Source organism: Achromobacter veterisilvae, from assembly GCF_037619525.1.
Taxonomy (GTDB): domain Bacteria; phylum Pseudomonadota; class Gammaproteobacteria; order Burkholderiales; family Burkholderiaceae_B; genus Achromobacter; species Achromobacter veterisilvae.
The window spans coordinates 375971-400755 of record NZ_CP148753.1; the positions used below are offsets into that span (position 1 = coordinate 375971).

Annotated in this window: 23 protein-coding genes; 13 read left to right on the forward strand and 10 right to left on the reverse strand. The window is 68.2% G+C overall.

From position 1 onward, the window contains the following. The first annotated feature begins 36 nt into the window (after positions 1-36). Entirely contained in the window at positions 37-597 is a 561-nt protein-coding gene (locus WHX56_RS01685) for a 5'-3'-deoxyribonucleotidase (RefSeq protein ID WP_338880127.1), read from the forward strand. A 42-nt stretch (positions 598-639) separates the two neighbouring features. Here the strand turns inward: WHX56_RS01685 and WHX56_RS01690 are convergent, their stop codons facing one another. The 8 genes from WHX56_RS01690 to WHX56_RS01725 are packed head-to-tail and all read right to left on the reverse strand — an operon-like array spanning position 640 to position 9595. Further along, positions 640-1797: an iron-containing alcohol dehydrogenase gene (locus WHX56_RS01690; RefSeq protein ID WP_338880128.1), complete on the reverse strand. Its 1158-nt coding sequence runs from the start codon at positions 1795-1797 to the stop codon at positions 640-642. A 9-nt stretch (positions 1798-1806) separates the two neighbouring features. Then, positions 1807-3249, reverse strand: coding sequence for an aldehyde dehydrogenase family protein (locus tag WHX56_RS01695; RefSeq protein WP_338880129.1), 1443 nt, complete (start codon positions 3247-3249; stop codon positions 1807-1809). 30 nt (positions 3250-3279) lie between these two features. Next, positions 3280-3996, reverse strand: a complete 717-nt coding sequence (locus WHX56_RS01700; RefSeq protein WP_129241031.1) for an ABC transporter ATP-binding protein — start codon at positions 3994-3996, stop codon at positions 3280-3282. Beyond that, the gene (locus WHX56_RS01705) at positions 3996-5759 is read right to left on the reverse strand and encodes an ABC transporter permease subunit (protein ID WP_129241032.1); all 1764 of its coding nucleotides are present in this window, start codon (positions 5757-5759) and stop codon (positions 3996-3998) included. The genes WHX56_RS01700 and WHX56_RS01705 overlap by 1 nt, the downstream gene beginning before the upstream one ends. Next, positions 5756-6664, reverse strand: a complete 909-nt coding sequence (locus WHX56_RS01710; RefSeq protein WP_287754248.1) for a branched-chain amino acid ABC transporter permease — start codon at positions 6662-6664, stop codon at positions 5756-5758. The genes WHX56_RS01705 and WHX56_RS01710 overlap by 4 nt, the downstream gene beginning before the upstream one ends. Before the next feature lie 10 nt (positions 6665-6674). Further along, positions 6675-7856, reverse strand: coding sequence for an ABC transporter substrate-binding protein (locus WHX56_RS01715; protein ID WP_129241034.1), 1182 nt, complete (start codon positions 7854-7856; stop codon positions 6675-6677). Positions 7857-7913: 57 nt separating this feature from the next. Beyond that, positions 7914-8261 (reverse strand): AtuA-related protein, encoded by a 348-nt coding sequence (locus WHX56_RS01720; protein ID WP_338880130.1) that lies wholly within the window; start codon positions 8259-8261, stop codon positions 7914-7916. Then, positions 8258-9595, reverse strand: coding sequence for an acyclic terpene utilization AtuA family protein (locus WHX56_RS01725; protein WP_338880131.1), 1338 nt, complete (start codon positions 9593-9595; stop codon positions 8258-8260). Before WHX56_RS01725 ends, WHX56_RS01720 begins: the two co-directional genes overlap by 4 nt. Positions 9596-9696: 101 nt before the next feature. Here WHX56_RS01725 and WHX56_RS01730 point away from each other — a divergent pair, with 101 nt between their 5' ends. Both WHX56_RS01730 and WHX56_RS01735 read left to right on the forward strand, forming a co-directional pair. After that, on the forward strand, positions 9697-10599 hold the full coding sequence (locus WHX56_RS01730; protein WP_129241037.1) for a LysR family transcriptional regulator: 903 nt from the start codon (positions 9697-9699) through the stop codon (positions 10597-10599). Positions 10600-10691: 92 nt separating this feature from the next. Then, the gene (locus WHX56_RS01735; protein WP_129241038.1) at positions 10692-12029 is read left to right on the forward strand and encodes an NAD(P)H-dependent oxidoreductase; all 1338 of its coding nucleotides are present in this window, start codon (positions 10692-10694) and stop codon (positions 12027-12029) included. 202 nt (positions 12030-12231) lie between these two features. On the opposite strand, the gene WHX56_RS01740 is transcribed toward WHX56_RS01735, so the two are convergent. Both WHX56_RS01740 and WHX56_RS01745 read right to left on the reverse strand, forming a co-directional pair. Further along, positions 12232-12978, reverse strand: coding sequence for a FadR/GntR family transcriptional regulator (locus tag WHX56_RS01740; RefSeq protein ID WP_338880132.1), 747 nt, complete (start codon positions 12976-12978; stop codon positions 12232-12234). Positions 12979-13073: 95 nt separating this feature from the next. After that, positions 13074-13811 (reverse strand): SDR family NAD(P)-dependent oxidoreductase, encoded by a 738-nt coding sequence (locus WHX56_RS01745; RefSeq protein WP_338880133.1) that lies wholly within the window; start codon positions 13809-13811, stop codon positions 13074-13076. Between the two features lie 240 nt (positions 13812-14051). Here WHX56_RS01745 and WHX56_RS01750 point away from each other — a divergent pair, with 240 nt between their 5' ends. The 10 genes from WHX56_RS01750 to WHX56_RS01795 all read left to right on the forward strand — a co-directional run bounded on the left by WHX56_RS01750 (position 14052) and on the right by WHX56_RS01795 (position 24784). Further along, positions 14052-14849 carry a shikimate dehydrogenase gene (locus tag WHX56_RS01750; RefSeq protein WP_338880134.1) on the forward strand — a complete coding sequence of 266 codons (798 nt, stop codon included), beginning with the start codon at positions 14052-14054 and terminating at the stop codon, positions 14847-14849. Between the two features lie 54 nt (positions 14850-14903). Next, positions 14904-16139: a branched-chain amino acid ABC transporter substrate-binding protein gene (locus WHX56_RS01755; RefSeq protein ID WP_129241042.1), complete on the forward strand. Its 1236-nt coding sequence runs from the start codon at positions 14904-14906 to the stop codon at positions 16137-16139. 177 nt (positions 16140-16316) lie between these two features. Then, on the forward strand, positions 16317-17258 hold the full coding sequence (locus tag WHX56_RS01760) for a branched-chain amino acid ABC transporter permease (protein ID WP_129241043.1): 942 nt from the start codon (positions 16317-16319) through the stop codon (positions 17256-17258). Further along, entirely contained in the window at positions 17255-18523 is a 1269-nt protein-coding gene (locus WHX56_RS01765) for a branched-chain amino acid ABC transporter permease (RefSeq protein ID WP_287753772.1), read from the forward strand. Before WHX56_RS01760 ends, WHX56_RS01765 begins: the two co-directional genes overlap by 4 nt. Further along, positions 18520-19272 (forward strand): ABC transporter ATP-binding protein, encoded by a 753-nt coding sequence (locus WHX56_RS01770; RefSeq protein ID WP_338880135.1) that lies wholly within the window; start codon positions 18520-18522, stop codon positions 19270-19272. The genes WHX56_RS01765 and WHX56_RS01770 overlap by 4 nt, the downstream gene beginning before the upstream one ends. Then, positions 19269-20000, forward strand: a complete 732-nt coding sequence (locus WHX56_RS01775; protein WP_338880136.1) for an ABC transporter ATP-binding protein — start codon at positions 19269-19271, stop codon at positions 19998-20000. Before WHX56_RS01770 ends, WHX56_RS01775 begins: the two co-directional genes overlap by 4 nt. A 35-nt stretch (positions 20001-20035) precedes the next feature. After that, entirely contained in the window at positions 20036-20824 is a 789-nt protein-coding gene (locus tag WHX56_RS01780; RefSeq protein WP_338880137.1) for an SDR family oxidoreductase, read from the forward strand. 36 nt (positions 20825-20860) lie between these two features. After that, complete coding sequence (locus WHX56_RS01785; RefSeq protein WP_338880139.1) at positions 20861-23044, forward strand: alpha-ketoacid dehydrogenase subunit alpha/beta; 2184 nt, start codon at positions 20861-20863, stop codon at positions 23042-23044. Further along, positions 23041-23532 (forward strand): VOC family protein, encoded by a 492-nt coding sequence (locus tag WHX56_RS01790; protein ID WP_129241049.1) that lies wholly within the window; start codon positions 23041-23043, stop codon positions 23530-23532. The genes WHX56_RS01785 and WHX56_RS01790 overlap by 4 nt, the downstream gene beginning before the upstream one ends. A 10-nt stretch (positions 23533-23542) precedes the next feature. Next, a complete protein-coding gene (locus tag WHX56_RS01795) occupies positions 23543-24784 on the forward strand; it encodes a pyruvate dehydrogenase complex dihydrolipoamide acetyltransferase (protein WP_338880140.1) in 1242 nt (413 codons plus the stop codon). The last annotated feature ends 1 nt before the right edge of the window (position 24785 follow it).

Sequence of the window (24785 nt, forward strand, 5' to 3'; positions counted from 1 at the left end):
GCACAATCGGACGGTCGCAACCACCGCCGGATCGCCATGATCATCCTGCTGGACCAAGACGGCGTGCTCGCCGACTTCGAACACGCCTTCATCGACGCCTGGCGCGCGCGCCATCCCGGCATCCCGCCCGTGGAATTCGAGGACCGCAAATCCTTCTACATCCGCCAGGACTACGCCCCCGAACTGCGCGGCATGGCCGAAGCCATCTACACCGCGCCCGGTTTCATCCGCGACCTGCCGCCCGTGCCCGGCTCCCTGGATGCGGTGAAGGAATTGCTGGCGCTGGGCATGGACGTGCGCATCTGCTCGTCGCCGCTCACCCAGTTCGAGAACTGCGTGGCGGAAAAATACCTGTGGGTGGAAAGACACCTGGGGCGCGAGGCCACCAACCGGCTGATCCTGACCAAGGACAAGACGCTGGTGCACGGCGACCTGCTGATCGACGACAAACCCGCGATCGACGGCGCGATGAAGCCCCGCTGGAAGCACATCCTGTTCGACGCGCCCTACAACCGGGAGGTCGCGGACCGTCCCCGCATCACCTGGCAGAACTGGCGCAGCGTGCTGGCCGGAGAGCTGTATACGGCGGACGAGTGAGCCCCGTCCGCCGGCCGCGCGCCGGGGATCCGACAGGCGTCCTCAGTAGGCCCGGCGGAACAGGGCGCGGAAATCCGCCTCGGTGGTGTGGCGCGGATTCCAGCGGTTGTAGTCCGCCGCATAGCTGCGCCGCGCCAGTTCATCGAGCGAATCTTCCGTGACGCCGGCATCGCGCAGGCGGGCCGGGATGCCCAGATCGGCGCAGAGTTCACGTATCGCCTCGACGGCGCGGCGCGCCGCATCAAGCTGCGACAGGCCGCGGCGGTCCACGCCGAGGATGCCGGCGACGTCCGCATAGCGCGCCGGGTTGGCGATCAGGTTGAATTCCGCCACCGTGGGCAGGCACAGGGCATTGGCCAGCCCGTGCGGGACATGGAACACCGCGCCCAGCGGCAGCGCCATGCAATGCACGTTGCCCAGGCCCGTCACCCCGAAGGACATCGCCGCCATCGAAGAACCGCACAGCATGTCCATCGCCGCGCGGGTATTGCGGCGATTGGCCACGAACTGCCGGATGCTGCCGGCGATCAGCGTCATGGCGTGCAGGTTGACCGCGTCCGAAAAGGGATTGGCCAGTTTGGACAGATATGACTCGAAGGCATGCACGAAGGCATCGATGCCGGCATGCGCGGCCACATGGGCCGGCATGGAGCTGACCGCCAGGGGGTCCAGCACGGCGACCTGGGCCGGGCTGAAGGCGGCATGGCGGATGGCCATCTTGACGTTGCGCTCGGTGTCGGTGACCACGCAGGCGCCGGACACCTCCGAACCGGTGCCCGCCGTGGTCGGCACGGCATACAGCGGCATAGGGCGTACGCTGAATTTCTCGATGCCCTCGTAATCGGCGATCCGGCCTCCATTGGTCATCAGGATGGCCACGGATTTGGCGACGTCGATGGTACTGCCTCCACCGATGGCGATGATGGCCTCGCCGCCATGGGCGCGGCAGCGTTCGTAGGCCGCATGCACCGTGGTGTCGCTGGGGTCGGGCTCGACCTCGGCAAACACGGCCAGCGGTAGCTGGCGCTCGCCCAGCCTGGCCATGATCGCGCGCGCGATCTCGCTCTCGACCAGGGCCGGATCCACCACCATAAACACACGCTGCGCGCCGCCGGCGGCGACGATGGCCGGCAGTTGCTGGTGGGCGTCCACGCCGAACACCAGGCGGGTCGGGCAGGCAAAACTCGAAACAGCGTTCATGGCGATGACCTAGATGCGGATGCAGATATTCTTGACCTGGGTGTAGGACAACAAAGCGTCCAGGCCTTTTTCGCGGCCGAAGCCGGATTTGCGGTAGCCGCCAAACGGCAGTTCCACCCCGCCTCCGGCGCCATAGCAGTTGATGAAGACCTGCCCGGCCTGCACGCGCTGCGCCAGCCTGTGCGTCTGGCCCACGTCGCGCCCCCAGATACCGGCGACCAGGCCATACTCCGTGCCATTGGCGATGTCCGCGGCCTCGTCGATCGTGTCAAAAGGCACCAGGGTCAGCACCGGCCCGAAGATTTCCTCCTGGTGCACCCGCATCCGGGGATGGGCGCCGTCGAGCAAGGTGGGCATCACGAAATTGCCAGCATCCAGATCCGCGCCCGCCAGCGGCTGCCCGCCCACGATGACCTCGGCCCCCTCGTCACGGCCGATGTCGATATATTCCAGCACCTTGCGCTGCTGGTCGCGGCTGACCAGCGCGCCGATATCCGGATCGTTCAAGCCGGGCCCCACCCGCAGTTGGGCGGCCAGCGCGGCCAGGCGCTCGCGCAGCGCCTTGTGCGCGCCGCGCTGCACCAGGATGCGCGTGCCCGCCGAGCAGGTCTGCCCGGCATGCGGAAAGGCCGCCTTGAGCAACAGGGGCGCGGCCGCGTCCAGGTCCGCGTCGGCCAGCACAATATTGGGCGACTTGCCCCCCAGCTCCAGCAGCACGGGCACGATGTTCTCGGCGGCCGCCTTCATCACCCCCTTGCCGGTAGCCACCGAACCGGTGAATACCACCAGGCCCACGCCCGGATGCGCGGCCAGCGCCGCGCCCGACTCCTGGCCCAGCCCGGTCACGACGTTCAGCACCCCCGCCGGCAAGCCCGCCTCGTGGCAGATGCGGGCAAGCTCAAGCACGCTCAGGCAGGCCAGCTCGGCCGGCTTCATCACCACGGTATTGCCCGTGGCCAACGCCGGCGCCAGGCCGCGCGAGGCGATCTGCAAGGGGTAGTTCCAGGGCACGATCTGCGCGGTCACGCCGATGGGCTCGCGCACCGTGAAATCGAAGTATTCCGCGCCCAGCGGGATGGAACTGCCCAGCACCTTGTCGGCCACCCCGGCGTAATACTCGAAGAAGCGCGCGGCGGCCACGGCATCGGCCTGCGCCTGCTTGAGCGGCTTGCCGGTGTCCTGGCTTTCAAGACGGGCCAGATGCTCCTGCTCCAGCGTGATGCGGCGCGCGATCTCGGCCAGTACGCGCGCGCGCTGCACCGGCGGGCATTCGGCCCAGCCGCGCAGGGCGCGCCGCGCGCTCTGCACAGCGGCATCCACTTCCTCTGCCTGGCCGCGCGCAATCGCGGCGATGGGCTGGCCGGTGGCGGGGTCCAGTACCTCGATCGCGCCGCCCGAACGCGCGGGGCCCCAGATGCCGTCGATGAAGCAACCGTATTGCGGGAGTGTCATGGCAAATCCTTGTTCAATGAATAAGAGGCGTCAGGCGGCGAACTCGCCGCCCAGATAGGCTTCGCGTATGCGCGGATCGCGTCGCAGTTCGGCCGCCGGCCCCTCCAGCATCACCGACCCGCCCTCGAGCACATAGGCCCGGTCCGCGATCGCCAGGGCCTGGTTGGCCATCTGCTCGATCAGCAGAATCGTCATGCCTTCGGCGCGCAGGCGCTTGAGCCCCCGGAAAATATCCACGGTCACCAGCGGCGCCAGGCCCAGCGAGGGTTCATCCAGGATCAGCAGCCGGGGGTTGGACATCAGGGCGCGGGCGATGGCCAGCATCTGCTGCTCGCCCCCGCTCAAGGTGCCCGCGACCTGCTCGCGGCGCTCCCTGAGCCTGGGGAACATCTCGAAATAGCCCTCGATCTGGCGCGCCACGCGCTCCCGGTCCCGGCGGATGAGGTAGCCGCCCAGCAGCAGGTTCTCGTATACGGTCTGGTCGGTGAATACCTGGCGACCCTCGGGCGCCATGGCCAGGCCGGCCATCACGCGCTGGGGCGTGGGCAGCCCGCGCAGGTCGCGGCCCTCGAAACGCAACTGCCCGCTGGCCGGCACCAGGCCCATGACGCCGCGCAGAAGACTGCTCTTGCCCGCACCGTTGGCTCCCAGCAAGGCGACGATCTCGCCCTGCGCGATCCGCATCGACACACCGCGCACCGCGCGCACCGGGCCATACGAGATTTCCATGTCGTCGATATCGAGCATCACTCCTCCAATCCCGCGTCGCTGCCCAGATAAGCCTCGATCACACGCGGGTTGCTCTGGATCTCCTTGGGATTTCCCTCCGCGATCACCAGGCCTCTATCCAGCACGACGATGTGATCCGAGATATTCATCACCAGGCTCATATCGTGCTCGACCATCAGCACCGCGACGCCGAGCGCGCCGATGCGGCGCACCAGTTGGCCCAGTTCGCGGGTTTCCTGCGGATTCAGGCCCGCGGCCGGTTCGTCGAGCAGAAGCAAGGCCGGGCGGCTGGCCAGCGCGCGCGCCAGTTCCACGCGACGCTGCACTCCATAAGGCAGGCTGCCCGCCCGGGCCTGGGCGTGCGCAAGCAGGCCGGTAAACGCCAGCACCGCCATGACTTCCTGCCGCGCCTGCGCTTCCGGCACGCCCTGGCCCAAGCGCGAATGGGCGCCCACCAGCACGTTGTCCAGCACCGACATGGCGCCAAACAGGCGCAGGTTCTGGAAGGTCCGCGCCACGCCGGCGGCCGCCAGCCTGTGAGCGCCGGCCCGCGTCATGTCGCGGCCTTGCAGGGTCAGCGTGCCCGCGGTCGGCGGGATGACGCCGGTCAGAATGTTGATCAGCGTGCTCTTGCCCGCCCCGTTGGGGCCGATCAGCGCGTGAATGCGCTGCGGCTCCAGCACCAGATTGACATCCTGGGCCGTCACCACGCCGCCGAAGTTCTTGCAGATGCCCGACAGTTGCAGCAAGGGAACCCCCTTGGCGACCGGGCGCACCGGCAGCTCGGCACCGTTCGGCGCGGCCGGCAGCTCGGGCGGCGCGGGCCGCCAGCGGTCGAACAGGCCGACGATGCCGCGCGGCATGAGATAGAGCGCGAACAGCAGCATCCCGCCATAGACGAAATGCTGGGCAAACGGCCACTGCGCCAGAAACACTTCGGCCAGCGTCAGCACGACGGCGCCCGCCAGGGGGCCGTAAATCGTTCCCGCGCCGCCAAGCAGGACCAGCAGGAGAATGAAGACCGAAAGGTGAAAGGTGATGAAGTCGGAATTGAAATACTGATTCTGCTGCGCCACCAGCGCCCCGCCCAGGCCGCACAGGGCCGCCGCCACCATGAAGGCCAGCGTCTTGTAGCGATAGACCGCGATGCCCGAACAAGCGGCGGCGATCTCGTCGAACTGCAAGGACAGCAGCGCCCGCCCGAAGCGGCCGCGGAAGGCGCGCGCCAGCGCCAGGTGCACCGCCAGGCTCAACCCTATCACCAGCCACACCCATTGCTGCAAGGAGAACGGCGTCTGGGCGATGGCCAGCGGCGCGATCCCGTAGATGCCCTGGGCGCCCCCGAACACGTCGGTCCATTCCGTGACCAGTTTCTCGGCCACGATGCCGAAGGCCAGCGTCACCAAGGCCAGGCTGGGGCCTTTCACGCGCAGCGAGGGCAAGGCGATCAACAGGCCGACCCCGGCCGCCACCACGGGAGCCGCCGCCAGCGCCAGCGCCGGATGCCATTCCCATCGCGTCGTCAGCAAGGCCACCGCATAGGCGCCGGCCGCGAACAGGCCGGCCTGCCCCAGGGACTTCTGGCCCGCATAGCCCGCGAGCACATTCATGCCGGCCGCGCACAGATAATAGACCCCGCACATGAACATGATGCGCAGGTAGAAATCATTGTTCAGCACCAGCGCCAGGACGGCGAGCAAGGCCGCCACCACGACGGCGCCCGGCCGCAGGCTGCCGCGTGGGCGCGGCGCCGGCTGTGCCTGAGTCTGGGCCGCGCTCATACTTTCTCCACCAGTGTCTTGCCGAACAGGCCGTTGGGAAAGGCCGCCAGCACCGCAATCACCACCACGAACACCACGATTTCGCGCCACTGCGCGCTCCACAGGCCCGTGAAGGATTCCGCCAGGCCGATCAGGATGCCGCCCAGCATGCAGCCGCGCAGATTCGTGAGCCCGCCCACGATGGCGGCCGAAAAGCCCTTGAGCGCGATCACCACGCCCATGAACAGCGAAGCCGAGACGATGGGCGCGATCAGCACCCCGCTCAATCCGGCCAGGGCCGAACTCACCACGAAAGTCAGCGCCATCACGCGCGTGACGCGTATGCCCATGAGGGCGGCCGCATCGCGGTTCAGGGCGACGGCCCGCATGCTGCGGCCCAGCGAGGTGCGATGCATGGCGAAGTCCACCGCCCCCAGAAGCAGCATGGCCAGCACCAGCACCACGATCTCCTGCGACCTGAAGCCGGCCCCCGCCACGCGGATCACCTCATCGCCCAGGGGAGCCGCCACCATGCGCGCGCCCGGTCCCCAGAGAGACAGCGCGGCGCTTTGCATGATGATGCCGAAGCCGATGGTGCTCATGACCCAGGACATGCCGGGCCTGCCGGCAAAAGGCCGGATGGCCGCCAGATAGAGCGGCAGCCCCATCACGCCCATGACCACGGTAGCGGCCAGCGCGGCCAGCACATAGGCCCAGGGCGAAGTCGCCGGATCTATGGCCAGCGCGCTTCCCACCAACCCTACTGTGCCCAGGCCCACGAAAGCCCCCACCGAGACGAAATCGCCCTGCGCGAAGTTCAGCGTCCGCGTGGTCGTGTAGGTCAGGCTGAAACCCAGGGCGATCAAGGCATAGATGCCGCCCATCGTCAGCCCGCCGATCAAGGCCTGAAGTATGGTTGTCGACATACTCTTGCCTTTACTTCTTGAAGTCGGCCGGCGTCATGGCATCGAGCACCGGATCCTTGAAGTCCACCACGACGCCGCCTTGCCAGCGCGACCAATGGTAGTCCTGCGCCTGCAGGCCTTCATGATTCGCGGCCGAGAACGGCTGCGTGTATTGCTTGACCAGGCCGTCGACCGGCTGTTGCAGGTTTTCCAGCGCGCGGCGCACGGCCTCGCCATCCAGGCTCTTGGCCTGCTCGGCGGCGGCGGCCCACACCAGCACCGTGTCGTAGGCCTGGGTCGCCGCCCAGAACATCGACGGATTGGCCAGCTTGGGGCCGATGCGCTCAAGCAGCGACTTGGCCGCCGGCGACTTCGCCTCGCTGGAGGTGGTCAGAAACACCGGCCACTCCATCAGCTTGTTGCCCGCCACCTGTGGAAAACCGCTGAACGAGGCCGCCCAGGTCGTCAGCACGCGCGGCATGTAGTCGATCTTCTCCATGCTGCGCACCAGATGGCCCAGAGGCGCGGCCTGGGCCCAGACCACCAGCGTGTCGACGCCGGCCGCCTTGGCCTTGCCCAACTGCGACGTCATGTCCGTGTCGCGCGCGTCGAACTTCTCGATCACCGCCGGCTTGATGCCGTGCAGGGCGGCGATCTGTTCCATATCCTTCAGGCCCGCCTGGCCATAGCCCGTGGTCTCGACAAAGAAGCCGATCTTCTTGGACTGCGGACTCTTGGCGGCATAGGCGACCAGCGCGGCCGCCTGATCGCGGTCCACCATGGAAATGCGGAAGAGATAATTGGGATTGTTGCCGGCCGGCTCGGTGATGGCCGTGCTCGAGGCGCTGGAAACCAGCACCGGCATCTTCTTCTGGTTGGCGATATGCTTCCAGGCCAGCGCATTGCCCGAATTGGTCGGCCCGAAAACCACCGCCACCCGCTCGCGGTCGATCAGGTCGGTCATGTTCTGGATGGACTTGGGCGGCTGGCCCAGGTCGTCGCGCACCAGAAACGTCAGCTTGCGCCCGAGCACGCCGCCGCGCTTGTTGATGTCGTCCACCGCGGCGGTGATGCCCAGTACGCCGATCTGGCCCGATTCGGCCGAGGGCGAACCCGAAATATCGCCGTTGTAGGAAATCTTGATGTCCTGGGCTTGCGCCGAGCAGGCGACGGCGGCCGTCGCCGCCAATAGCCAATGCTTCAATGTCTTCATGTGTCTCCTCCGGTGGTTGGTGTGCCGTACTTGGCGGCTGTTGTAATGGCTGTGGATTCAACCCGGGGGTCGCGGGTCGTCGGGAAGATCGATCTCCAGGTCCAGCAAATACCCCGCCAGCGACTTGCCGTGCGAATCCAGATTGAGGGCGTCGTTGACGCCTCCATCCAGCACGTCATCGATGACGAAATTCATCGCCGCCAGTTGCGGCAGCAGATAGCGGCGGATTTCGCCGGGCTGCCGATGGGCGAACACGCGGCGCACGGCCGCGACGGTCACCTGGGCAACGATGCTGTCGTAATGGCGCGGGTCATAGGCAATGACACTGACATTGGAGCGATTGCCCTTGTCGCCCGTGCGGCCATGCGCGATCTCGAATAAATGCACCCGCTTGGCGGCCGTCATGCCAGCACCTCATGGCTCGCGTTCACCAGCGCGCGGTCGATATAGGCCGAGCGCGTCTCCAGACGCCGCCGCACGGCGCTGCGCACCCCGCCGCCGCCGGCGGGCCCGCAGCAATAAAGCGCATTGACCTCGCGCGCCAGGGTGTCGGCCGCCGCGCGCTCGGCGAACTTGCCGGCCACCCTCAGGCGCACGTCGCGCGCGCCGCTGTCGGGCAGGCCGCGCATCAGACGGCCGTCGTCGTCGGCCAGCAAGCTCTGCACGCCGATGAGATCGACGCGCAGGCCCTCGCCCAGGCGATGGCGGATCACGTCGGCGGCCAATCTGGCCCGCGCCTCGGCGCGCGGGCCGCCATAGGAAATCTCGGCCTCGCCCAGCCAGCCGCCCTCATAGAAGGCGCTCACTTTGAGCGTATCGGGACGGCGATGGCCGCGCACCCCGTTCAAGGCCACGCGGTCGCCCCCCAGTTCGGTGACCGTGGCCGCGCTGATATCGGCTGAAACGTCCGGCGTCAGATAGGCCGAGGGGTCGTGCACTTCGTAAAGCAACTGCTCGGTGACCGTGCGGCGATCGACCACGCCGCCGGTATCCTCGGCCTTGCCGACGATGCAATGCCCGTCGGGCAGAATCTCCGCCACCGGGAACCCCAGATTCCATAGGCCCGGCACGTCCTTGAAACCGGGGTCGGCAAAATAGCCGCCCGTCACCTGCGAACCGCACTCCAGCAGATGGCCCGCCATCGTGGCCGGACCGAGGCGGTCCCAGTCATCGGCCGCCCAGCCGAAATGCGCCAGGGCCGGGCCGCTCACCAGCGAGGGATCGGCTACCCGGCCCGTCACCACGATATCCGCGCCATCGAGCAGGGCGGCCGCGATGGCCTCTCCGCCCAGATAGACATTGGCGCTCACCAGCGAGGCGGGCCGCGCCAGGCCGGCCAGGCCGATCACGGCCTCGGCGTCCTCGCGCGCCAGCAGGTCATCGCCGCGCACCACGGCCACGCGCGGGGCGCGCAGTTTCAGTTCTCGCGCCAGGCCCAGGATATGCCGGGCGGCGCCCTCTGGATTGGCGGCGCCGAAATTGCTCACGATGGCGATGCGCTCGCGCAGGCACAGCTCCAGCACCGGACGCAGCAAAGGCTCGAGCAGGGGCTCGTAACCGGCTTGCGGGTTCTCGCGGCGGGCCAATTGGGCCAGGGCAAGGGTGCGCTCGGCCAACGTTTCCAGAATCAATACCCGGTGTCCTTCACGCCGGGCCAGGGTGCGCACCACGGGCAGGGGCGCGTCCAGGCGATCCCCCGAAAAACCGGCCCCACATCCTATCCAGAGCGGCGTCACCATTATCTCGTCATGTTGTTGGAATGAACGGATTGTGGGAGCCGCAAACTCAGAAGTAAAATCGAAATTTCAAAAGCATTCATCCAAAAACCAAATCAATTGGAATGAACCTCTCCACCCGCCAGCTCCGCGCCTTCGTCAGCGCCGCCGATCACCAGAACTTCACCCGCGCGGCGGCCGAAATCGGCCTGTCGCAGCCGGCGTTCAGCGCATTGATCAAGTCGTTGGAAGAAGAACTGGGCGCGCAGCTCTTCGTGCGCAACACCCGCAATATCGAACTGTCCGCCTTCGGCAAGCTGTTCGAGTCCTTTGCGCGGCGTTCCCTGTATGAAACCGACACCGCGCTGCAACATCTACAGGACTACGCGGCGGGGCGCATCGGAACAGTACAGGTCGCCGCCCTGCCCTCGGTGGCGGCCAGTTGGCTGCCGCCCGTCTTCCGGCAATTCCGCGCCCAATACCCGGGCGTGACCACCGTCCTGCGCGACGGCATGTCGCAAGAATGCGTGGAATTGCTCAGCAATGGCGAGATCGACTTCGCCATCGCCACTGTCGACCACTATGCCGCCAAGCTCGAACGCCAGCTCCTGTGGCAGGATCAACTGCACCTCATCTGCCCGCCCGACCATCCCCTGGCCCGCCAGCGCAAGCGCGTGACCCTGGAGCAGATCGCCCAGTACCCCATCGTCAACTTTGTCAGCCACAGCAGCGTGCGCCAGCGCGTGGACGCCGCCTTCGGACCCCATACGCTCAATACCGTCCTGGAGGTCGAACATCTGGCCACCGCCAGCGCCATGGTCGAAAGCGGCGTGGGCCTGACCATCGTCCCCACGCTCACGCTCTACCAGTTCCGGCGCCCCACCCTCACCATCCGCGCCATCGAAGACAATAGCTTCAAGCGGGAGGTCTTCGTCCTCACCCGAAAGAACAGACAGCTCTCGCGTCCGGCCCGAGCGATGTTCGACATGGTGACGGCCCACGTAGCCGGGCTGAAGCATGACGGCTGAGCGGCATACGGCAGAAGAGTGAGTCCTGTTCAACGGTCATGATTTGGGACTATTCTGTGTTGCCGTACCCCCAACACGGAGGAGCCCGCACCATGAATCTGCACCGTCTGCTCAAGCAGCGAGAAGCCGATCACAAGCCGTTGCGCGTCGCATTGCTGGGCGCCGGAAAGTTCGGCGCGATGTTCATGAGCCAGGCCCCGCGCACGCCGGGGATGAGATTGGTGGCGGTGGCGGACCTGGCGCCCGACCGCGCCCGCGCGGCGCTCACCCGGGTCGGCTGGCCCGCCACGGCGCTCCACGCCACCAGCACCGGCGACGCCCTGAAGAACGGCAAGGTCTACTTCAGCGACGACCCCTACGCCCTGATCGCCAGCCCCGACGTCGAAATCGTCATCGACGCCACGGGGCAGGCGGCCGCGGGCATCGGCCACGTGCTGGCCTGCTGCGAACACGGCAAGCACATCATCATGGTCAACGTCGAGGCCGACGCGCTGGCCGGGCCCCTGCTGGCGCGCCGGGCGCGCGAGGCGGGCATCGTCTACTCGCTGGCCTACGGCGACCAGCCGGCCCTGATCTGCGAGATGGTGGACTGGGCGCGCGCCAGCGGCTTCGAAGTCATGGCCGCGGGCAAGGGCACCAAGTACCTGCCGGAATTCCATACCTCCACGCCCGACACCGTCTGGCCCTATTACGGTTTCACCGCCGAAATGGTCGCGGCGGGCGACTTCAACGCGCAGATGTTCAACAGTTTCCTGGACGGCACCAAGAGCGCCATCGAGATGGCCGCGGTGTCCAACGCCACGGGGCTGCTGCCCTCGCCTTCCGGCCTGCATTTCCCGCCTTGCGGCGTGGACGACCTGGCCCGCGTGCTGCGCCCGCGCGAAAGCGGCGGCATCCTGCACCACCGCGGGCAGGTGGAAGTGATTTCCTCGCTGGAACGCGACGGCCGGCCGGTGTTCCGCGACCTGCGCTGGGGCGTCTACGTGACGCTGGCGGCGGACAGCGACTACGTGCGCCGCTGTTTCCAGGAATACGGGCTGGTCACGGACCCCAGCGGCAACTTCACGGCCATGTACAAGCCCTATCACCTGATCGGGCTGGAACTGGGCATCAGCGTGGCCAGCGTGGGCCTGCGGCGCGAGCCCACCGGCGCGCCCGCCGGCTGGCACGGCGACGTGGTGGCCACCGCCAAGCGCGACCTCCCCGCCGGCCAGATCCTGGACGGCGAAGGCGGCTATACGGTGTACGGCCGGCTGATGCCGGCCCGCGATTCGGTGGCGGACGGCTACCTGCCGCTGGGGCTGTCGCACCAGGTCAAGCTGAAGAACCCGGTGCGGCAATCGCAGGCGATCCGCTGGCGCGACGTGGAATTCGATGAAAGCGCCACGGCGGTGCAGTTCCGGCGGGAGATGGAGCAGACCTTCGCTTGAGAACGCATGAGGTAGGAGTTTTCTTGAGCCGCCGATGTCCGGACTGCGGGATTCCGATGCTCGCCCCACTGGGGCTGCGCTTCGGATCCCTCCGCCCGGCCACCGGCTCACGACATCTGCCCATGAACGGGATTCAAAACCATCGCATAACGCGGCTGTCAGCCGAGGCCCCCGGAGCCATCCGAAGCGCAGCAAAAACGCCCTAAACAGGCGCGGGACGCTCCGCCTGGAAGAGACGCAGGCGGTCGGCGGCGTTGCGCAGATGCTGCTCGGCCGCCCGGCCGGCCTCGTCCGGATCGCCGCTGTCGATAGCCAAAAAAATAGCCTGGTGCTCGCTCTGCACCGCCGCCATGCGCTCGGCGTACATGCGCGCCGTGTTGTTGCGAGCGCTGCGGATGACGCGCCGGACATTGGCTTCCAGGTAGTCGTTCAGCGCCACCAGGTGCGGGTTGTGCGTGGCCTGCACGATGGCCTGGTGGAACTGGTAGTCCTCTTCGTCGCCCAGCTTGTCGTTCAGCAGCGCGTATTCCATGCCCACCAGCGCCTGGCGCATCTTCTTCAGGTCCGCCTCGGTGCGGCGCTGCGCTGCGTAGCGCGCCGCCGTGACCTCGATGGACAGCATCAGCTCCAGGATGTGCTCCAGGTCCTGGTTGTCGCCGGGCGTGGGCGCGGCGATGCGGAACGCGTTCTTCTGGAAGTTCGGATCGACGAAAACGCCGCTGCCCTGCTGCGACGTGATCAGGCCTTCGGACTTCAAGCGCGCCAGCGCCTCGCGCACGACGGCGCGGCTGACCGAGTAGGTTTCGGTCAACTGCTTTTCCGTGGGCAGGCGATCGCCGGGCGCGAGCACCCCCTGGCGTATCTGCTCCGCCAGCGCGTCGCCCAGCGCCGCGGAAAGCGAACTCTTGGGCGCGGCGCGCGGAGGATCCTGTTCTTGGGTGGGCTGCATTGGAATCGTGAATACCTGCCGGCCGCGCACGCGCGGCCCTGTCTGTTGATCGGAATACCCGTTTGCCGCGGCGGCGGCCGCCGCGGAATTCGACTTTACGCGATATAGATGCCGCCGTTGACCTGCATGACCTCGCCGGTGACGAAGCTGGCCAGCGGCGAACACAGGAACGCGATCGAACCCGCGATTTCCTCGGCGGTGCCGAAGCGGCGCAGCGGCGTGCTTTCCAGCAACTGCCCGCCCTTCTGCCCGATCAGGTCATGGGTCATGGACGTGGCGATGATGCCGGGCGCCACCGCGTTCACGCGGATCTGCGGCGCCAGTTCCAGCGCCAGGCTGCGCGTGAAGCTCTGCACCGCGCCCTTGGACGCGGAATAGGCGGCGTGCGCGTAGCTGCCGCGCTGGGCGGCCAGCGATGTCAGCAGCACGATGGACCCGTCATGGCGCAGGTGGCGCTGGGCGGCGCGGCACACGTAGAACGTGCCGTCCAGGTTCACGCGCATCAGCGTGCGCCAGGCCTCGTCGCTGGTGTCCTTGACCAGGTTTTCCGGATAGATGCCGGCGCAGTGCACCAGGTGGTCCAGCCCCCCGAAGTGCCTGGCCGCGGCCTCGAACACGCGTTCGCAATCCGCCGAAGCGGACACGTCCAGCGCGCGGGTGTAGACGCGCTGGCCGCTGGGGTCCAGTTCGGCCGCGACCGCTTCCAGCCGCGTGCCGTCGATGTCGGTCAGCACCAGCCGGGCGCCGTGCGCCGCCATCAGCCGGGCCGTGGCCAAGCCGATGCCGTTGCCCGCGCCGGTGATGACGGCAACCTTTCCTTCGAACGAAATCATCTTGTCTCCTGAAGCGCTTTTTCGAGCGGGCCGGCGGCTTCCCGGCCGCCGCTGCAATTCCGATTGAACCCCTGAACCGGCCGCTTGACACGGGAAAAACGCTTGCCCTATGATTTATCTGACAACTTAATAAAGTTGACTGACAACTTATTCCGAAAGCGTAAATCAACTGCCGCTTTCAGGCAAGCGCGTCGGCAACACACGGCTTCGAGGCCGCAGCACCGGCAGGGGACAAATCAGGTGGAAATCACCGGCAGCACTACCGTTTTCGCGATCGCGGCGGACCCGATCGCGCACGTCAAGACGCCCCAGCGGCTCAATGCGCTGCTGCGCGAGCGCGGCGCCGACGCCGTCATGGTTCCCTTCCACGTGCGCGCCGAGGCCCTGCCCGGCCTGTTCGCCGGCCTCCGCGGGCTGGCCAACCTGGGCGGCGTCGTGGTGACGGTGCCCCACAAGGAAAGCGCGGCCGCCCTGTGCGATGCCCTGACGCCCTCCGCCCGGCTGAGCGGCGCGGTCAACGCGGTGCGCCTGCAGGACGGCGTGCTCACCGGCGGCAACTTCGACGGCCTGGGCTTCGTGGCCGGGCTGCGCGGCCAGGGGCACGACCCCGCGGGCCGTCATGTCTACCTGGCCGGCCTGGGCGGCGCGGGCAAGGCCATCGCCTGCGCCATCGCCGACACCGGCCCCGCCAGCCTGCGCCTGTACAACCGCAGCGCCGACAAGGCCGCGTCCTTCGCCGCCCATCTCGGCCGCCAATACCCCGGCCTGGCTATCAGCCTGGCCAGTTCCGCTCCCGGCCCCTGCGACATCGCCATCAACGCGACTTCGCTGGGCCTGGACGACACCGATCCCCTGCCCTTCCAACTGGACGCCCTGGCCGCCGGCACCGTCGTCGCCGACGCCGTGATGAGCCGCGTCGACACGCCCCTGCTGCGCGCCGCCGCCGCGCGCGGCTGCCGCACGCATCCGGGCCTGTACATGCTGGAAGGACAGATCGCAGAAATTGCCCGCTTCCTGGGCATACAAGAGCCGCAATAAGCGCGCTTGCTTGATCCACGGGTTCACCCACTCCCATTCACGGAGGAGACACTCATGAAGTTTGCTTTCACTTCCGGCCTGCTATGCCTGGCCGGCATCGCCGCATCCGCCCAGGCCGCGCCCGTCAAGGTCGGTCTGATCGAAACGCTGTCGGGCCCGCAGGCCTCGACCGGCCTGATATTCCGCTCCGCGGTCAAGTATGAGCTCGACCGCATCAACGCCGCCGGCGGCTGGAACGGCCAGCCGCTGGAATTGGTCGAATTCGACAACCAGGGCGGCCCGGTGGGCGCCTCCGACCGCTTCCGCGCCGCCGTGGCCGACGGCGTGCAGATCCTGGTGCAGGGGGCCTCGTCGGCCATCTCCGGCCAGCTTACCGAAGACGTGCGCAAGCACAATCTGCGCAACCCGGGCAAGGAAGTCGTGTTCCTGAACGTGGGCGGCGAAGCGCTGGAGCTGACCGGCCAGAAATGCCATTTCTACCATTTCCGCTTCACCACCAACGCCGACGTGCGCGTCAAGGCCCTCGCCTCGGTCATGTCGGCCGACGGCACCCTGGGCAAGCGCGTCTACGCCATCAACCAGAACTACTCCTGGGGCCAGGACATGGAAGGCGCCACGGAGCGCTTCGCCAAGCAGTACGGCTACGAGGTGGTGGGCAAGACCCTGCACGAAGTCAACAAGATCCAGGACTTCGCGCCCTACGTGGCCCGCATCCGCTCGGCCAACCCCGACACCGTGGTCACCGGCAACTGGTCCAACGACCTGCTGCTGCTGATGAAGGCCACGCAGGCCGCGGGCCTCAAGGTCCGCTTCGCCACCGTGTTCCTGGACCAGGTGGGCAACCTGGCCAACGCCGGCGACGTGGCGCTGGGCCATTACATCGCCCACCCCTACAACATCGAGGCCGCGGGCGAGGAAGGCGCCAAGTTCGCCGAGGACTACAAGGCCAAGACCGGCCACTACCCCAGCTACACCGAGCCGCAGACCGTCATCGGCATCACCTTCCTGGGCGAAGCGCTCAAGCAGGTCAAGCCGCAGGACGGCAAGCTGTCGGTGCCGGAACTGGCCAAGGCGCTGGAAAAGGTCACCTACACCTCGCCGCTGGGCACCTACACCATGCGCGCCGAAGACCACCAGGTGCAGTTGCCCATGGTGGTGTCCAAGGTCGGCAAGAACGCCAAGTACAAGGCCGACGGCACCGATATGGGCTTCGAACCGGTGAAGGTCCTGGCCGCGGCCGATGTGTCCGCGCCGGTCCAGGCGACCTGCAAGATGCAGCGTCCGGATTGATGCGGCATGGGTGGATGCCGTGTGGGTGTCTGACACTGCCGCATGGGTGTCTGACACCTCACCAAGGTGGCATCAAGCCCGCAACAACTATGCGCACACCGGCGCGGGCCGGAAAAAACAAGTGCGCGATCGCTCGCAAGACGCACGCCGTCTTAGCGCAAGAATCCTGGAGCGGACATGGAATACTTTACCGTCTCGCTGTTGAACGGCGTGATTTACGGCCTGCTGCTATTCATGGTGTCGGCAGGCCTGACACTGATTTTCGGGATGATGGGGGTGCTCAACTTCGCGCACGCATCGTTCTACATGATAGGCGCGTACGCCGCCTATACCCTGACGCCCGTCACCGGCTTCTGGACGGCGCTGGTGCTGGCCACCGTCATCGCGGGCGTGCTGGGCATGGGCGTGGAGCGCTTTTTCCTGCGCCGCGTCCACAAGTTCGGCCATGCGCAGGAACTGCTGGTGACCTTCGGCCTGGCCTTCATCGTGGCCGAACTCATCAAACTGTTCTACGGCGATTTCCCGGTCGACTACCGGGTGCCGCAATTCCTCAACTTCGCCGCCTTCCGCGTGTTCGACGCGGACTATCCCTTCTACCGCCTGCTGATGGGCGGCGTGTCGCTGGCGATGTTCGCGGTCATCTACCTGCTGCTGTCGCGCACCCGCGTCGGCATCGTGGTGCGTTCGGCCATCTACCGCCCCCGCATGGCGGAAGCGCTGGGCCACAACGTGCCGCTGGTGTTCATGAGCGTGTTCGGCGTGGGCGCGGCCATGGCCGGCCTGGCCGGCGCGGTGGCGGGCGCGTTCTACACCACCAACCCGAACATGGCGCTGGAACTGGGCGTGCTGGTGTTCGTGGTGGTCGTGGTGGGCGGGCTGGGCTCGCTCGAAGGCGCGATGATCGCGTCGCTGCTGATCGGCCTGATCAGTTCCTTTTCCGTCGGCATCGACGCCAGCCTCGCGTCCCTGTTCGGCCTGTTCGGCGCCGGCGAATGGGCCGAGAGCGTGGGCGGCCTGATGACCGTGAAGATTTCCAGCCTGGCTGCCACCCTGCCCTTCCTGCTGATGCTGGTGGTGCTGCTGGTCAAGCCCTCGGGCCTGAAGGGAGAACAGCCATGAGCCAGACCCGCCGCACTTCCGGGATCCTCCTGCTGGTCCTCTGCGTGGCCGCGCTGTGCGCGCTGCCCTGGCTGCTGCCTCCGGGCCAGTTGGTGGCGGCGGTGCAGATGCTGATCGCCGCGCTCTTCGCCTGCGCCTTCAACCTGCTGGCCGGCCAGGGCGGCATGCTGTCCTTCGGCCACGCCGCGTACTTCGGCGTGGGCACGTTCGCCACCATCCACGCCATGAACGCGCTGGGCGGCGCGGGCCTGCTGCCCACGCCCCTGATGCCGCTGGCCGGCGGCGTGGCCGGCCTGCTGTTCGGCCTGGTCGCCGGGTGGTTCGCCACCATGCGGGCCGGCGTGTATTTCTCGATGATCACGCTGGCGCTGGCCGAACTGCTGCATGCGCTGGCGCCGCACCTGAAGGGCGTGTTCGGCGGCGAGGCGGGCCTGTCCGCCATGCGCATGCCGGCCTGGGGCTTTACCTTCGGCTCCGACGTCGAGGTGTACTTCCTGGTGCTGGCCTGGGTGGTCGTGTCGCTGGCCGCGCTTTACGGCCTGACCCGCACGCCGCTGGGCCGGCTGACGCTGGGCCTGCGCGAGAACGCCCACCGCCTGCGCTACCTGGGCTACCGGCCGCACACGCTCAAGACCATGGTGTTCGCGCTGTCGGCCATGTTCGCCGGCATCGCCGGCGGCCTGCAGGCCCTGAATATCGAGGCCGGCAACTACGTGCTGTTCGAGGTCAAGCTGTCCACCGACGCGGTGCTGTTCGCCTATATCGGCGGCGTCAACGCCTTCCTCGGCCCGGTGCTGGGCGCCTCCATCCTCACCTTCCTGTCGCAGACGCTGGCCGACATCACGCGGTCCTGGCTGCTGTACCAGGGCATTCTTTTCGTGCTGGTGATGCTGTTCGTGCCGGACGGGCTGGTCGGCCTGGTGCAGCGCGCGGCCAAGTCGCTGCGCGAACGCGGCCTGGCCAGTTGGCTGCCGCGTGCCGCGGTGTCGGTGGCGGCCGGCCTGCTGCTGACCTGCGCCACGGTCTTCTCGGTGGAAATGCTGCAACGCATGTTCGCCCGCGACTACCGTTCGCTGCTGGCGATGAACCCCGACGCCGGCTGGCCGCCCATCCCGCTGTTCGGCCACGACTGGGCGCCGCTGGCGCCGTCCACCTGGCTGATTCCGCTGGCGCTCTTCGCCGTGGGCCTCGCGGCCTGCCGCTGGGCGCTGGCCCTGTGGCGCGACGACGCCGAAGCCGCACCCGTGCTGGAGGCCGCGAAATGAGCCACGACATCCTGACCCTGACCGACGTGCGCAAGTCTTTCGGCGAAGCGCAGATCATCCGCGGCGTGAACCTGAAGGTGGAGGCGGGCGAACGCCACGCCGTCATCGGCCCCAACGGCGCGGGCAAGTCCACCCTGTTCCACCTGATGTCGGGCTCGTTCGCGCCGACCTCGGGCGATATCAGCCTGCGGTCGCGCCCCATCGGCGGCCTGCCGCCGGAACGCATCAACCGGCTGGGGCTGGCGCGTTCGTTCCAGATCACCAACGTGTTCCCGCGCCTGTCGGTGCGCGAGAACCTGCGGCTGGCGGTGCTGCGCATGCATGGCCTGGTCTACAACTTCTGGCGCCCGATCGCGCGCAACCGCGCGGTCAACGAAGACGTGGACCGCCTGCTGGAGAAGGTCCGGCTGACGGAGAAGCAGGACACGGCCGCCGGCGACCTGAACTATTCCGAGCAGCGTTCGCTGGAAATCGGCATGACCCTGGCGTCGCGCCCCAAGGTCATCCTGCTGGACGAACCGATGGCGGGCATGTCCCAGCACGAAGTGGACTACACGGTCGAACTGATCAAGGACGTCACCCGCGACTGCACCCTGCTGATCGTGGAGCACGACATGCAGGTGGTGTTCTCGCTGGCCGACCGCATCAGCGTGCTGGTGTACGGCGAGATCCTCGCCACCGGCACGCCGGCCGACATCCGCGGCGACGCCCGTGTGCGCGAAGCCTACCTGGGAGAGGAAACGGTATGAGCACCCCGACGAATACATCCGCCCCCCTGCTGAGCCTGCAAGGCGTGCACGCCCATTACGGCAAGAGCCACATCCTGCATGGTATCGACCTGGCCATCGGCCGCGGCGAAGTCGTGAGCCTGCTGGGCCGCAACGGCGCGGGCCGCTCCACCACCATGAAAAGCATCATGGGGCTGGTGGACGTGACCGGCGGCCGCATCGCCGTCGAAGGCCGCGACATCACCAACAAGCGCCCCTTCGAGATCGCCCGAGCCGGGCTGGGCTTCGTGCCGGAAGAGCGCGAGGTGTTCGCCAACCTGACGGTGGACGAGAACCTGCGCATGGGCGAACAGCCCCGGCGCGACGACGCGCCCTTCTGGTCGGCGGACCAGATGTTCGATTATTTCCCGCGCCTGAAGGAACGCCGCGGCACGCGCGCCGGCAATCTGTCGGGCGGCGAACAGCAGATGCTGACCATGTGCCGCTCGCTGCTGGGCAATCCCAAGGTCATGCTGATCGACGAGCCCACCGAGGGCCTGGCGCCGAAGATCGTGGAAGTGATCGCCGACGTGATCCGCGACATCCACAAGCGCGGCGTGGCCGTCGTGCTGGTGGAGCAGAAGCTGACCATCGCGCTGAAGGTTTCCACCCGCGTCAGCGTGATGGGCCACGGCCGCATCGTTTTCGAAGGACCGCCCGCGCAACTGCATGAGCGCAAGGACGTCGTCCAGGAATGGCTGGCGGTCTGACCGCCGGCGCCACACCCTTCTTACAGGCAAGTACCGTGGACAACACCAACGAACCCCTCCATCCCGAACTGCGCGGCCAGGCCGTCGTGATCACCGGCGGCGCCAAGGGCATCGGCCTGGCCGCGGCGCAGGCGTTCGCCCGCCAGGGCGCCCGCATCGCGCTGCTGGACATGGACGCCGCGGCGCTGGACGAGGCCGTCGCCGGACTCGCGGCGCAGGGGGCCGAGGCCCTGGCCTGCCAGGCTTCCGTCACCGACGCCGACGCGGTCGAACGCGCCTTCGCCCAGGCCGAGCAGGCCTACGGCCGCATCGACGTGCTGGTCAACAACGCCGGCGTGTCCGCCAACAAGCCGACGCTGGAAGTCAGCGTGGACGAATGGCGCCGCGCCGTGGACATCAACCTGACCGGCGTGTTCCTGTGCGCCCAGGCCGCCGGCCGCCGCATGGTGCCCGCCGGCTCGGGCGCCATCGTCAACCTGGCCTCCATGTACGGCGTGGTGGCCGCGCCCGACCGCGCCGCCTACTGCGCCACCAAGGGCGCGGTGGTGCTGCTGACCGAGACCCTGGCCGTCGAATGGGGCCCGGCGGGCGTGCGCGTGAACGCGCTGGCGCCGGGCTACGTGGAGACGGACCTGGTGCGCGACCTGGCCGCTCGCGGCCGCCTGGACCCCGAACGCCTCAAACAGCGCACGCCGCTGCGTCGCCTGGCGCAGCCGGCCGAAATGGCCGACCTGGCGGTGTTCCTGGCCTCGCGCCAGGCCGCCTACATCACCGGACACACCCTGGTGGCCGACGGCGGCTGGAGCCGCTACAGCTACCTCTAACCGCAAGACGCCTACCCACATTCTGGAGATTCATTCATGGCCACCTACCAACCGCTTGGTTCCCAAGCGCCCTGGCGGCAACTGACGGTCGAAGCCAAGGACTGGCAGCAGGCGGACCCCGCCCTGCTGGGCACCATGCTGACCCAACTGCATTGGATCCGCGCCTTCGAAGAGGCCGTGCTGGACCTGGCCGCGGAAGGCCTGGTGCACGGTCCCGCGCACTCGTCCGTGGGCCAGGAAGGCGGCGCGGTCGGTTCCGTGCTGGCGCTGGGCGCCGGCGACCAGATCAACGGTTCGCACCGCGGCCACCACCAGTTCCTGGCCAAGGCGCTTCAGCACGTCGCGCCGCTGGGCCTGGATCCGCGCAACCCGCTCACGCCCGCCATCGACGAGGTGCTGCAGAAGACGCTGGCCGAGATCATGGGCCTGGCCCAGGGCTATTGCCGCGGCCGCGGGGGCAGCATGCACCTGCGCTGGCTGGAAGCGGGCGCGCTGGGCACCAACGCCATCGTCGGCGGCGGCGTGCCGCTGGCCGCGGGCGCCGGCTGGGCCCACAAGCACGCGGGCACCGACCGGGTGGCGGTGACCTACTTCGGCGACGGCGCGGTGAACATCGGCTCCGTGCTGGAAACCATGAACCTCACCGCGGCCTGGAAGACGCCGCTGTGCTTCTTCATCGAGAACAACCGCTACGCCGTGTCCACCACGGTGGAAGAATCCACCGCCGAACCGCGCCTGTCGGCGCGCGGCCAGGCCTTCAACATTCCGTCCTGGCAAGTGGACGGCATGGACCCGCTGGCGGTCTACCTGGCGATGTCCGAGGCCGTGGCGCACATGCGCGCCGGCCGCGGCCCCACCATCGTCGAAGTGGACGTGTACCGCTTCTTCCACCAGAACGGCCCCTTCCCCGGCAGCGCCTTCGGCTACCGCAGCAAGGACGAAGAGGCGCAATGGCGCCGGCGCGATCCGCTGGACCGGATCGCCGCCGAGATGATCGGCCGCGGCCTGATCTCGCAAGCCGAGGTCGACGCGCTGCGCCAGCGCTGCAAGGAAGTGATGAAGGACGTGTCCGGCCGCCTGACGGAAGCGGCCGACGGCGGCAAGCGCCGAGTGCGCGCCGACCTGTGGCCCAGCCCCGACTTCCGCGACGTGGGCCTGCGCAGCGACGGCTCGGAACTGGCCGGCCTGCGCTACCAGGAAGCCGCCGACTACGCCGGCCAGTCCGTGGAACGCAAGTTCGTGGACGCCGTGGCCGACGTGCTGGACCGCCGCATGGAAACGGACGGCGGCGTGGTCGTGCTGGGCGAGGACGTGCACCGCCTGAAGGGCGGCACCAACGGCGCCACGCGCGGCCTGAAGGACAAGTACCCCGACCGCGTGCTGGGCACCCCCATTTCCGAGAACGCCTTCGCCGGCCTGGGCGGCGGCCTGGCCATGGACGGCCGCTACAGGCCCATCGTGGAATTCATGTACCCCGACTTCATGTGGGTCGCGGCCGACCAGATCTTCAACCAGATCGGCAAGGCCCGCCATATGTTCGGCGGCGACATCGACGTGCCCTTCGTGCTGCGCACCAAGGTCGCGATGGGCACGGGCTACGGCTCGCAGCACTCGATGGACCCGGCCGGCATTTTCGCCACCGCGCCGGGCTGGCGCATCGTCGCGCCGTCCACGCCGTATGAATACGTCGGCCTGATGAACACCGCCCTGGCCTCCAAGGATCCGGTGCTGGTGATCGAGCACGTGGACCTGTACGCCTCGTCGGGCGAGGTTCCGGCGGACGACCTGGACTATGCGATTCCGTTCGGCCGCGCACGCGTGCGCCGCGCCGGCGGCAAGGTCTCCATCCTGACCTACCTGTCCATGGTCGGCCGCGCGCTGAAGGCCGCGGAGGAAGCCGGCGTGGACGCGGAAATCATCGACCTGCGCACCCTGGACCGCGCCAGCCTGGACTGGGACACCATCGGCGCCAGCATCCGCAAGACCAACAACGTGCTGATCGTGGAACAGGGCGCGCGCGGCACCTCCTACGGCGCCATGCTGGCCGACGAGATCCAGCGCCGCTACTTCGACTGGCTGGACCAGCCCGTCAAGCGCGTGACCGGCGGCGAGGCCTCGCCCAGCATCTCCAAGGTGCTGGAGCGCGCGGCGTTCGCGGACACCGAGGAAGTCGCGGCCGGCCTGGAAGACGTGCTGGCCGACCTGGGAGAAAAGGCATGAGCGGCCCCCTGCGTATGACCGTGCCGATGGAAGTCGGCATCTGCTGCGCCGACCTGGACGCGCTGCTGGCCTTCTACACCGGCGTCGTCGGGCTGAAGCTCGTCAACCGCGTGAGCGTCCCCGCCGACAAGGCGCGGGCCACCGGCCTGACGCGGCATGGCTATGACGTGGCGCGCCTGCAGACGCCCTATGGCGAACGCATCAAGCTGCTGCAGCCCAGCGCCGCGCCCGAAGCCGCCGCGCGCGGCGAGGCCATCCTGGACCGGCAGGGCGCGACCTACCTCACCTTCATCGTCCGCGACCTGCCCGCCGTGGTGCGCGATATGGAGGCCAAGGGCGTCGTGTTCGACAGCACGCCGGCGCCGATGGAAGTGCGGCCCGGCACCTGGCTGGCGTTCTTCCGCGATCCCGAAGGGAACGTGCTGGAACTGGTCGAATACGACGATCCCGCCGCCTACCGGCCGGACCTGGCCGGCGCCGAACAATAGGACGAACAACGTGGCACACCTTATCAAGCTCCCCTCCGTCGCGGCCGACACCTCGGGCGGCACGCTGCACCAGTGGCTCAAGAAAGAAGGCGACACGGTCGCCGTGGGCGATGCGCTGGCGGAAATCGAAACCGAGAAGGCCATCGTCGAGATCAACGCCGAACATGCCGGCGTACTGGGCCGCATCGTGGTGCAGGCCGGCGCCGCTTCGGTCCCGGTGAACACCGTGATCGGCGTGCTGCTGGCGCAGGGCGAGGACGCCTCGGCCATCGACCGCGCCCTGGCGGAAAGCGGCGCCGCCCCCTCCGCCCCGCCCGCTCCGGCGGCCTCGAGCGCCGCCCCTGCGCCCGCCGCGGCGCAAACGCCCGCGCCTGCTCCCGCCGCTGACGACCCCGTCCCAGGCGGCCGCCTGTTCGCCAGCCCCCTGGCCCGCCGCCTGGCCGCGCAATGGCACGTGGACCTGCTGGGCGTGACCGGCACCGGCCCGCACGGCCGCATCGTCCGCCGCGACGTGGAAGCCGCCCGCGACCGCGCGCCGGCGGCCGCGGCGGCACCCCTGGCCGGCCGTCCCGCCGCCCGCCGCGTGCCGCATACCGGCATGCGCCGCGCCATCGCCCGCCGCCTGACCGAAAGCAAGCAGAACGTGCCGCACTTCTACCTGACGGTGGATTGCAGGATGGACGCGCTGCTCGCGCTGCGCGCGAAGGCCAACCAGGGCGGCGCGGTGAAGCTCTCGGTCAACGACTTCATCGTGCGCGCCGCCGCGCTGGCCCTGCGCGAAGTGCCCGAGGTCAACGCGAGCTGGCACGAGGACGCCGTCGAATACCATGCCGGCGCCGACATTTCCGTGGCGGTCGCGACCGACGGCGGACTGGTCACGCCCATCGTGCGAGACGCCGATGTGAAGCCGCTGTCGGCCATCGCCGGCGAGATCGCCGAGCTGGCCGGACGCGCCAAGATCAACCGCCTCAAGCCCGAGGAATTCACCGGCGGCTCGCTGACGGTCAGCAACCTGGGCATGTACGGCATCGGCCAGTTCGCGGCCATCATCAACCCGCCGCAGGCCGCCATCCTGGCGGTGGGCGCGGCCGAGCGCCGCCCCGTCGTGGACGAGGACGGCGCGCTGGCCGTAGCTTCCGTCATGACCGTGACCCTGTCGGCCGATCACCGCGTGGTGGACGGGGCCGTTGGCGCGCGCTGGCTGGCGGCATTCCGCAAGCTGATCGAAAACCCCGTGCGCATCCTGCTGTGAG

Bases quoted from the DNA above. Each gene is read 5' to 3' on its own strand.
- WHX56_RS01785 (WP_338880139.1), top strand. From the start codon at position 20,861: ATGGCCACCTACCAACCGCTTGGTTCCCAAGCGCCCTGGCGGCAACTG.
- WHX56_RS01705 (WP_129241032.1), bottom strand. From the start codon at position 5,759: ATGAGCGCGGCCCAGACTCAGGCACAGCCGGCGCCGCGCCCACGCGGC.
- WHX56_RS01710 (WP_287754248.1), bottom strand. From the start codon at position 6,664: ATGTCGACAACCATACTTCAGGCCTTGATCGGCGGGCTGACGATGGGC.
- WHX56_RS01775 (WP_338880136.1), top strand. From the start codon at position 19,269: ATGAGCACCCCGACGAATACATCCGCCCCCCTGCTGAGCCTGCAAGGC.
- WHX56_RS01770 (WP_338880135.1), top strand. From the start codon at position 18,520: ATGAGCCACGACATCCTGACCCTGACCGACGTGCGCAAGTCTTTCGGC.
- WHX56_RS01730 (WP_129241037.1), top strand. From the start codon at position 9,697: ATGAACCTCTCCACCCGCCAGCTCCGCGCCTTCGTCAGCGCCGCCGAT.
- WHX56_RS01690 (WP_338880128.1), bottom strand. From the start codon at position 1,797: ATGAACGCTGTTTCGAGTTTTGCCTGCCCGACCCGCCTGGTGTTCGGC.
- WHX56_RS01695 (WP_338880129.1), bottom strand. From the start codon at position 3,249: ATGACACTCCCGCAATACGGTTGCTTCATCGACGGCATCTGGGGCCCC.
- WHX56_RS01745 (WP_338880133.1), bottom strand. From the start codon at position 13,811: ATGATTTCGTTCGAAGGAAAGGTTGCCGTCATCACCGGCGCGGGCAAC.
- WHX56_RS01720 (WP_338880130.1), bottom strand. From the start codon at position 8,261: ATGACGGCCGCCAAGCGGGTGCATTTATTCGAGATCGCGCATGGCCGC.
- WHX56_RS01685 (WP_338880127.1), top strand. From the start codon at position 37: ATGATCATCCTGCTGGACCAAGACGGCGTGCTCGCCGACTTCGAACAC.
- WHX56_RS01760 (WP_129241043.1), top strand. From the start codon at position 16,317: ATGGAATACTTTACCGTCTCGCTGTTGAACGGCGTGATTTACGGCCTG.
- WHX56_RS01700 (WP_129241031.1), bottom strand. From the start codon at position 3,996: ATGCTCGATATCGACGACATGGAAATCTCGTATGGCCCGGTGCGCGCG.
- WHX56_RS01715 (WP_129241034.1), bottom strand. From the start codon at position 7,856: ATGAAGACATTGAAGCATTGGCTATTGGCGGCGACGGCCGCCGTCGCC.
- WHX56_RS01765 (WP_287753772.1), top strand. From the start codon at position 17,255: ATGAGCCAGACCCGCCGCACTTCCGGGATCCTCCTGCTGGTCCTCTGC.
- WHX56_RS01725 (WP_338880131.1), bottom strand. From the start codon at position 9,595: ATGGTGACGCCGCTCTGGATAGGATGTGGGGCCGGTTTTTCGGGGGAT.
- WHX56_RS01740 (WP_338880132.1), bottom strand. From the start codon at position 12,978: ATGCAGCCCACCCAAGAACAGGATCCTCCGCGCGCCGCGCCCAAGAGT.
- WHX56_RS01735 (WP_129241038.1), top strand. From the start codon at position 10,692: ATGAATCTGCACCGTCTGCTCAAGCAGCGAGAAGCCGATCACAAGCCG.
- WHX56_RS01790 (WP_129241049.1), top strand. From the start codon at position 23,041: ATGAGCGGCCCCCTGCGTATGACCGTGCCGATGGAAGTCGGCATCTGC.
- WHX56_RS01755 (WP_129241042.1), top strand. From the start codon at position 14,904: ATGAAGTTTGCTTTCACTTCCGGCCTGCTATGCCTGGCCGGCATCGCC.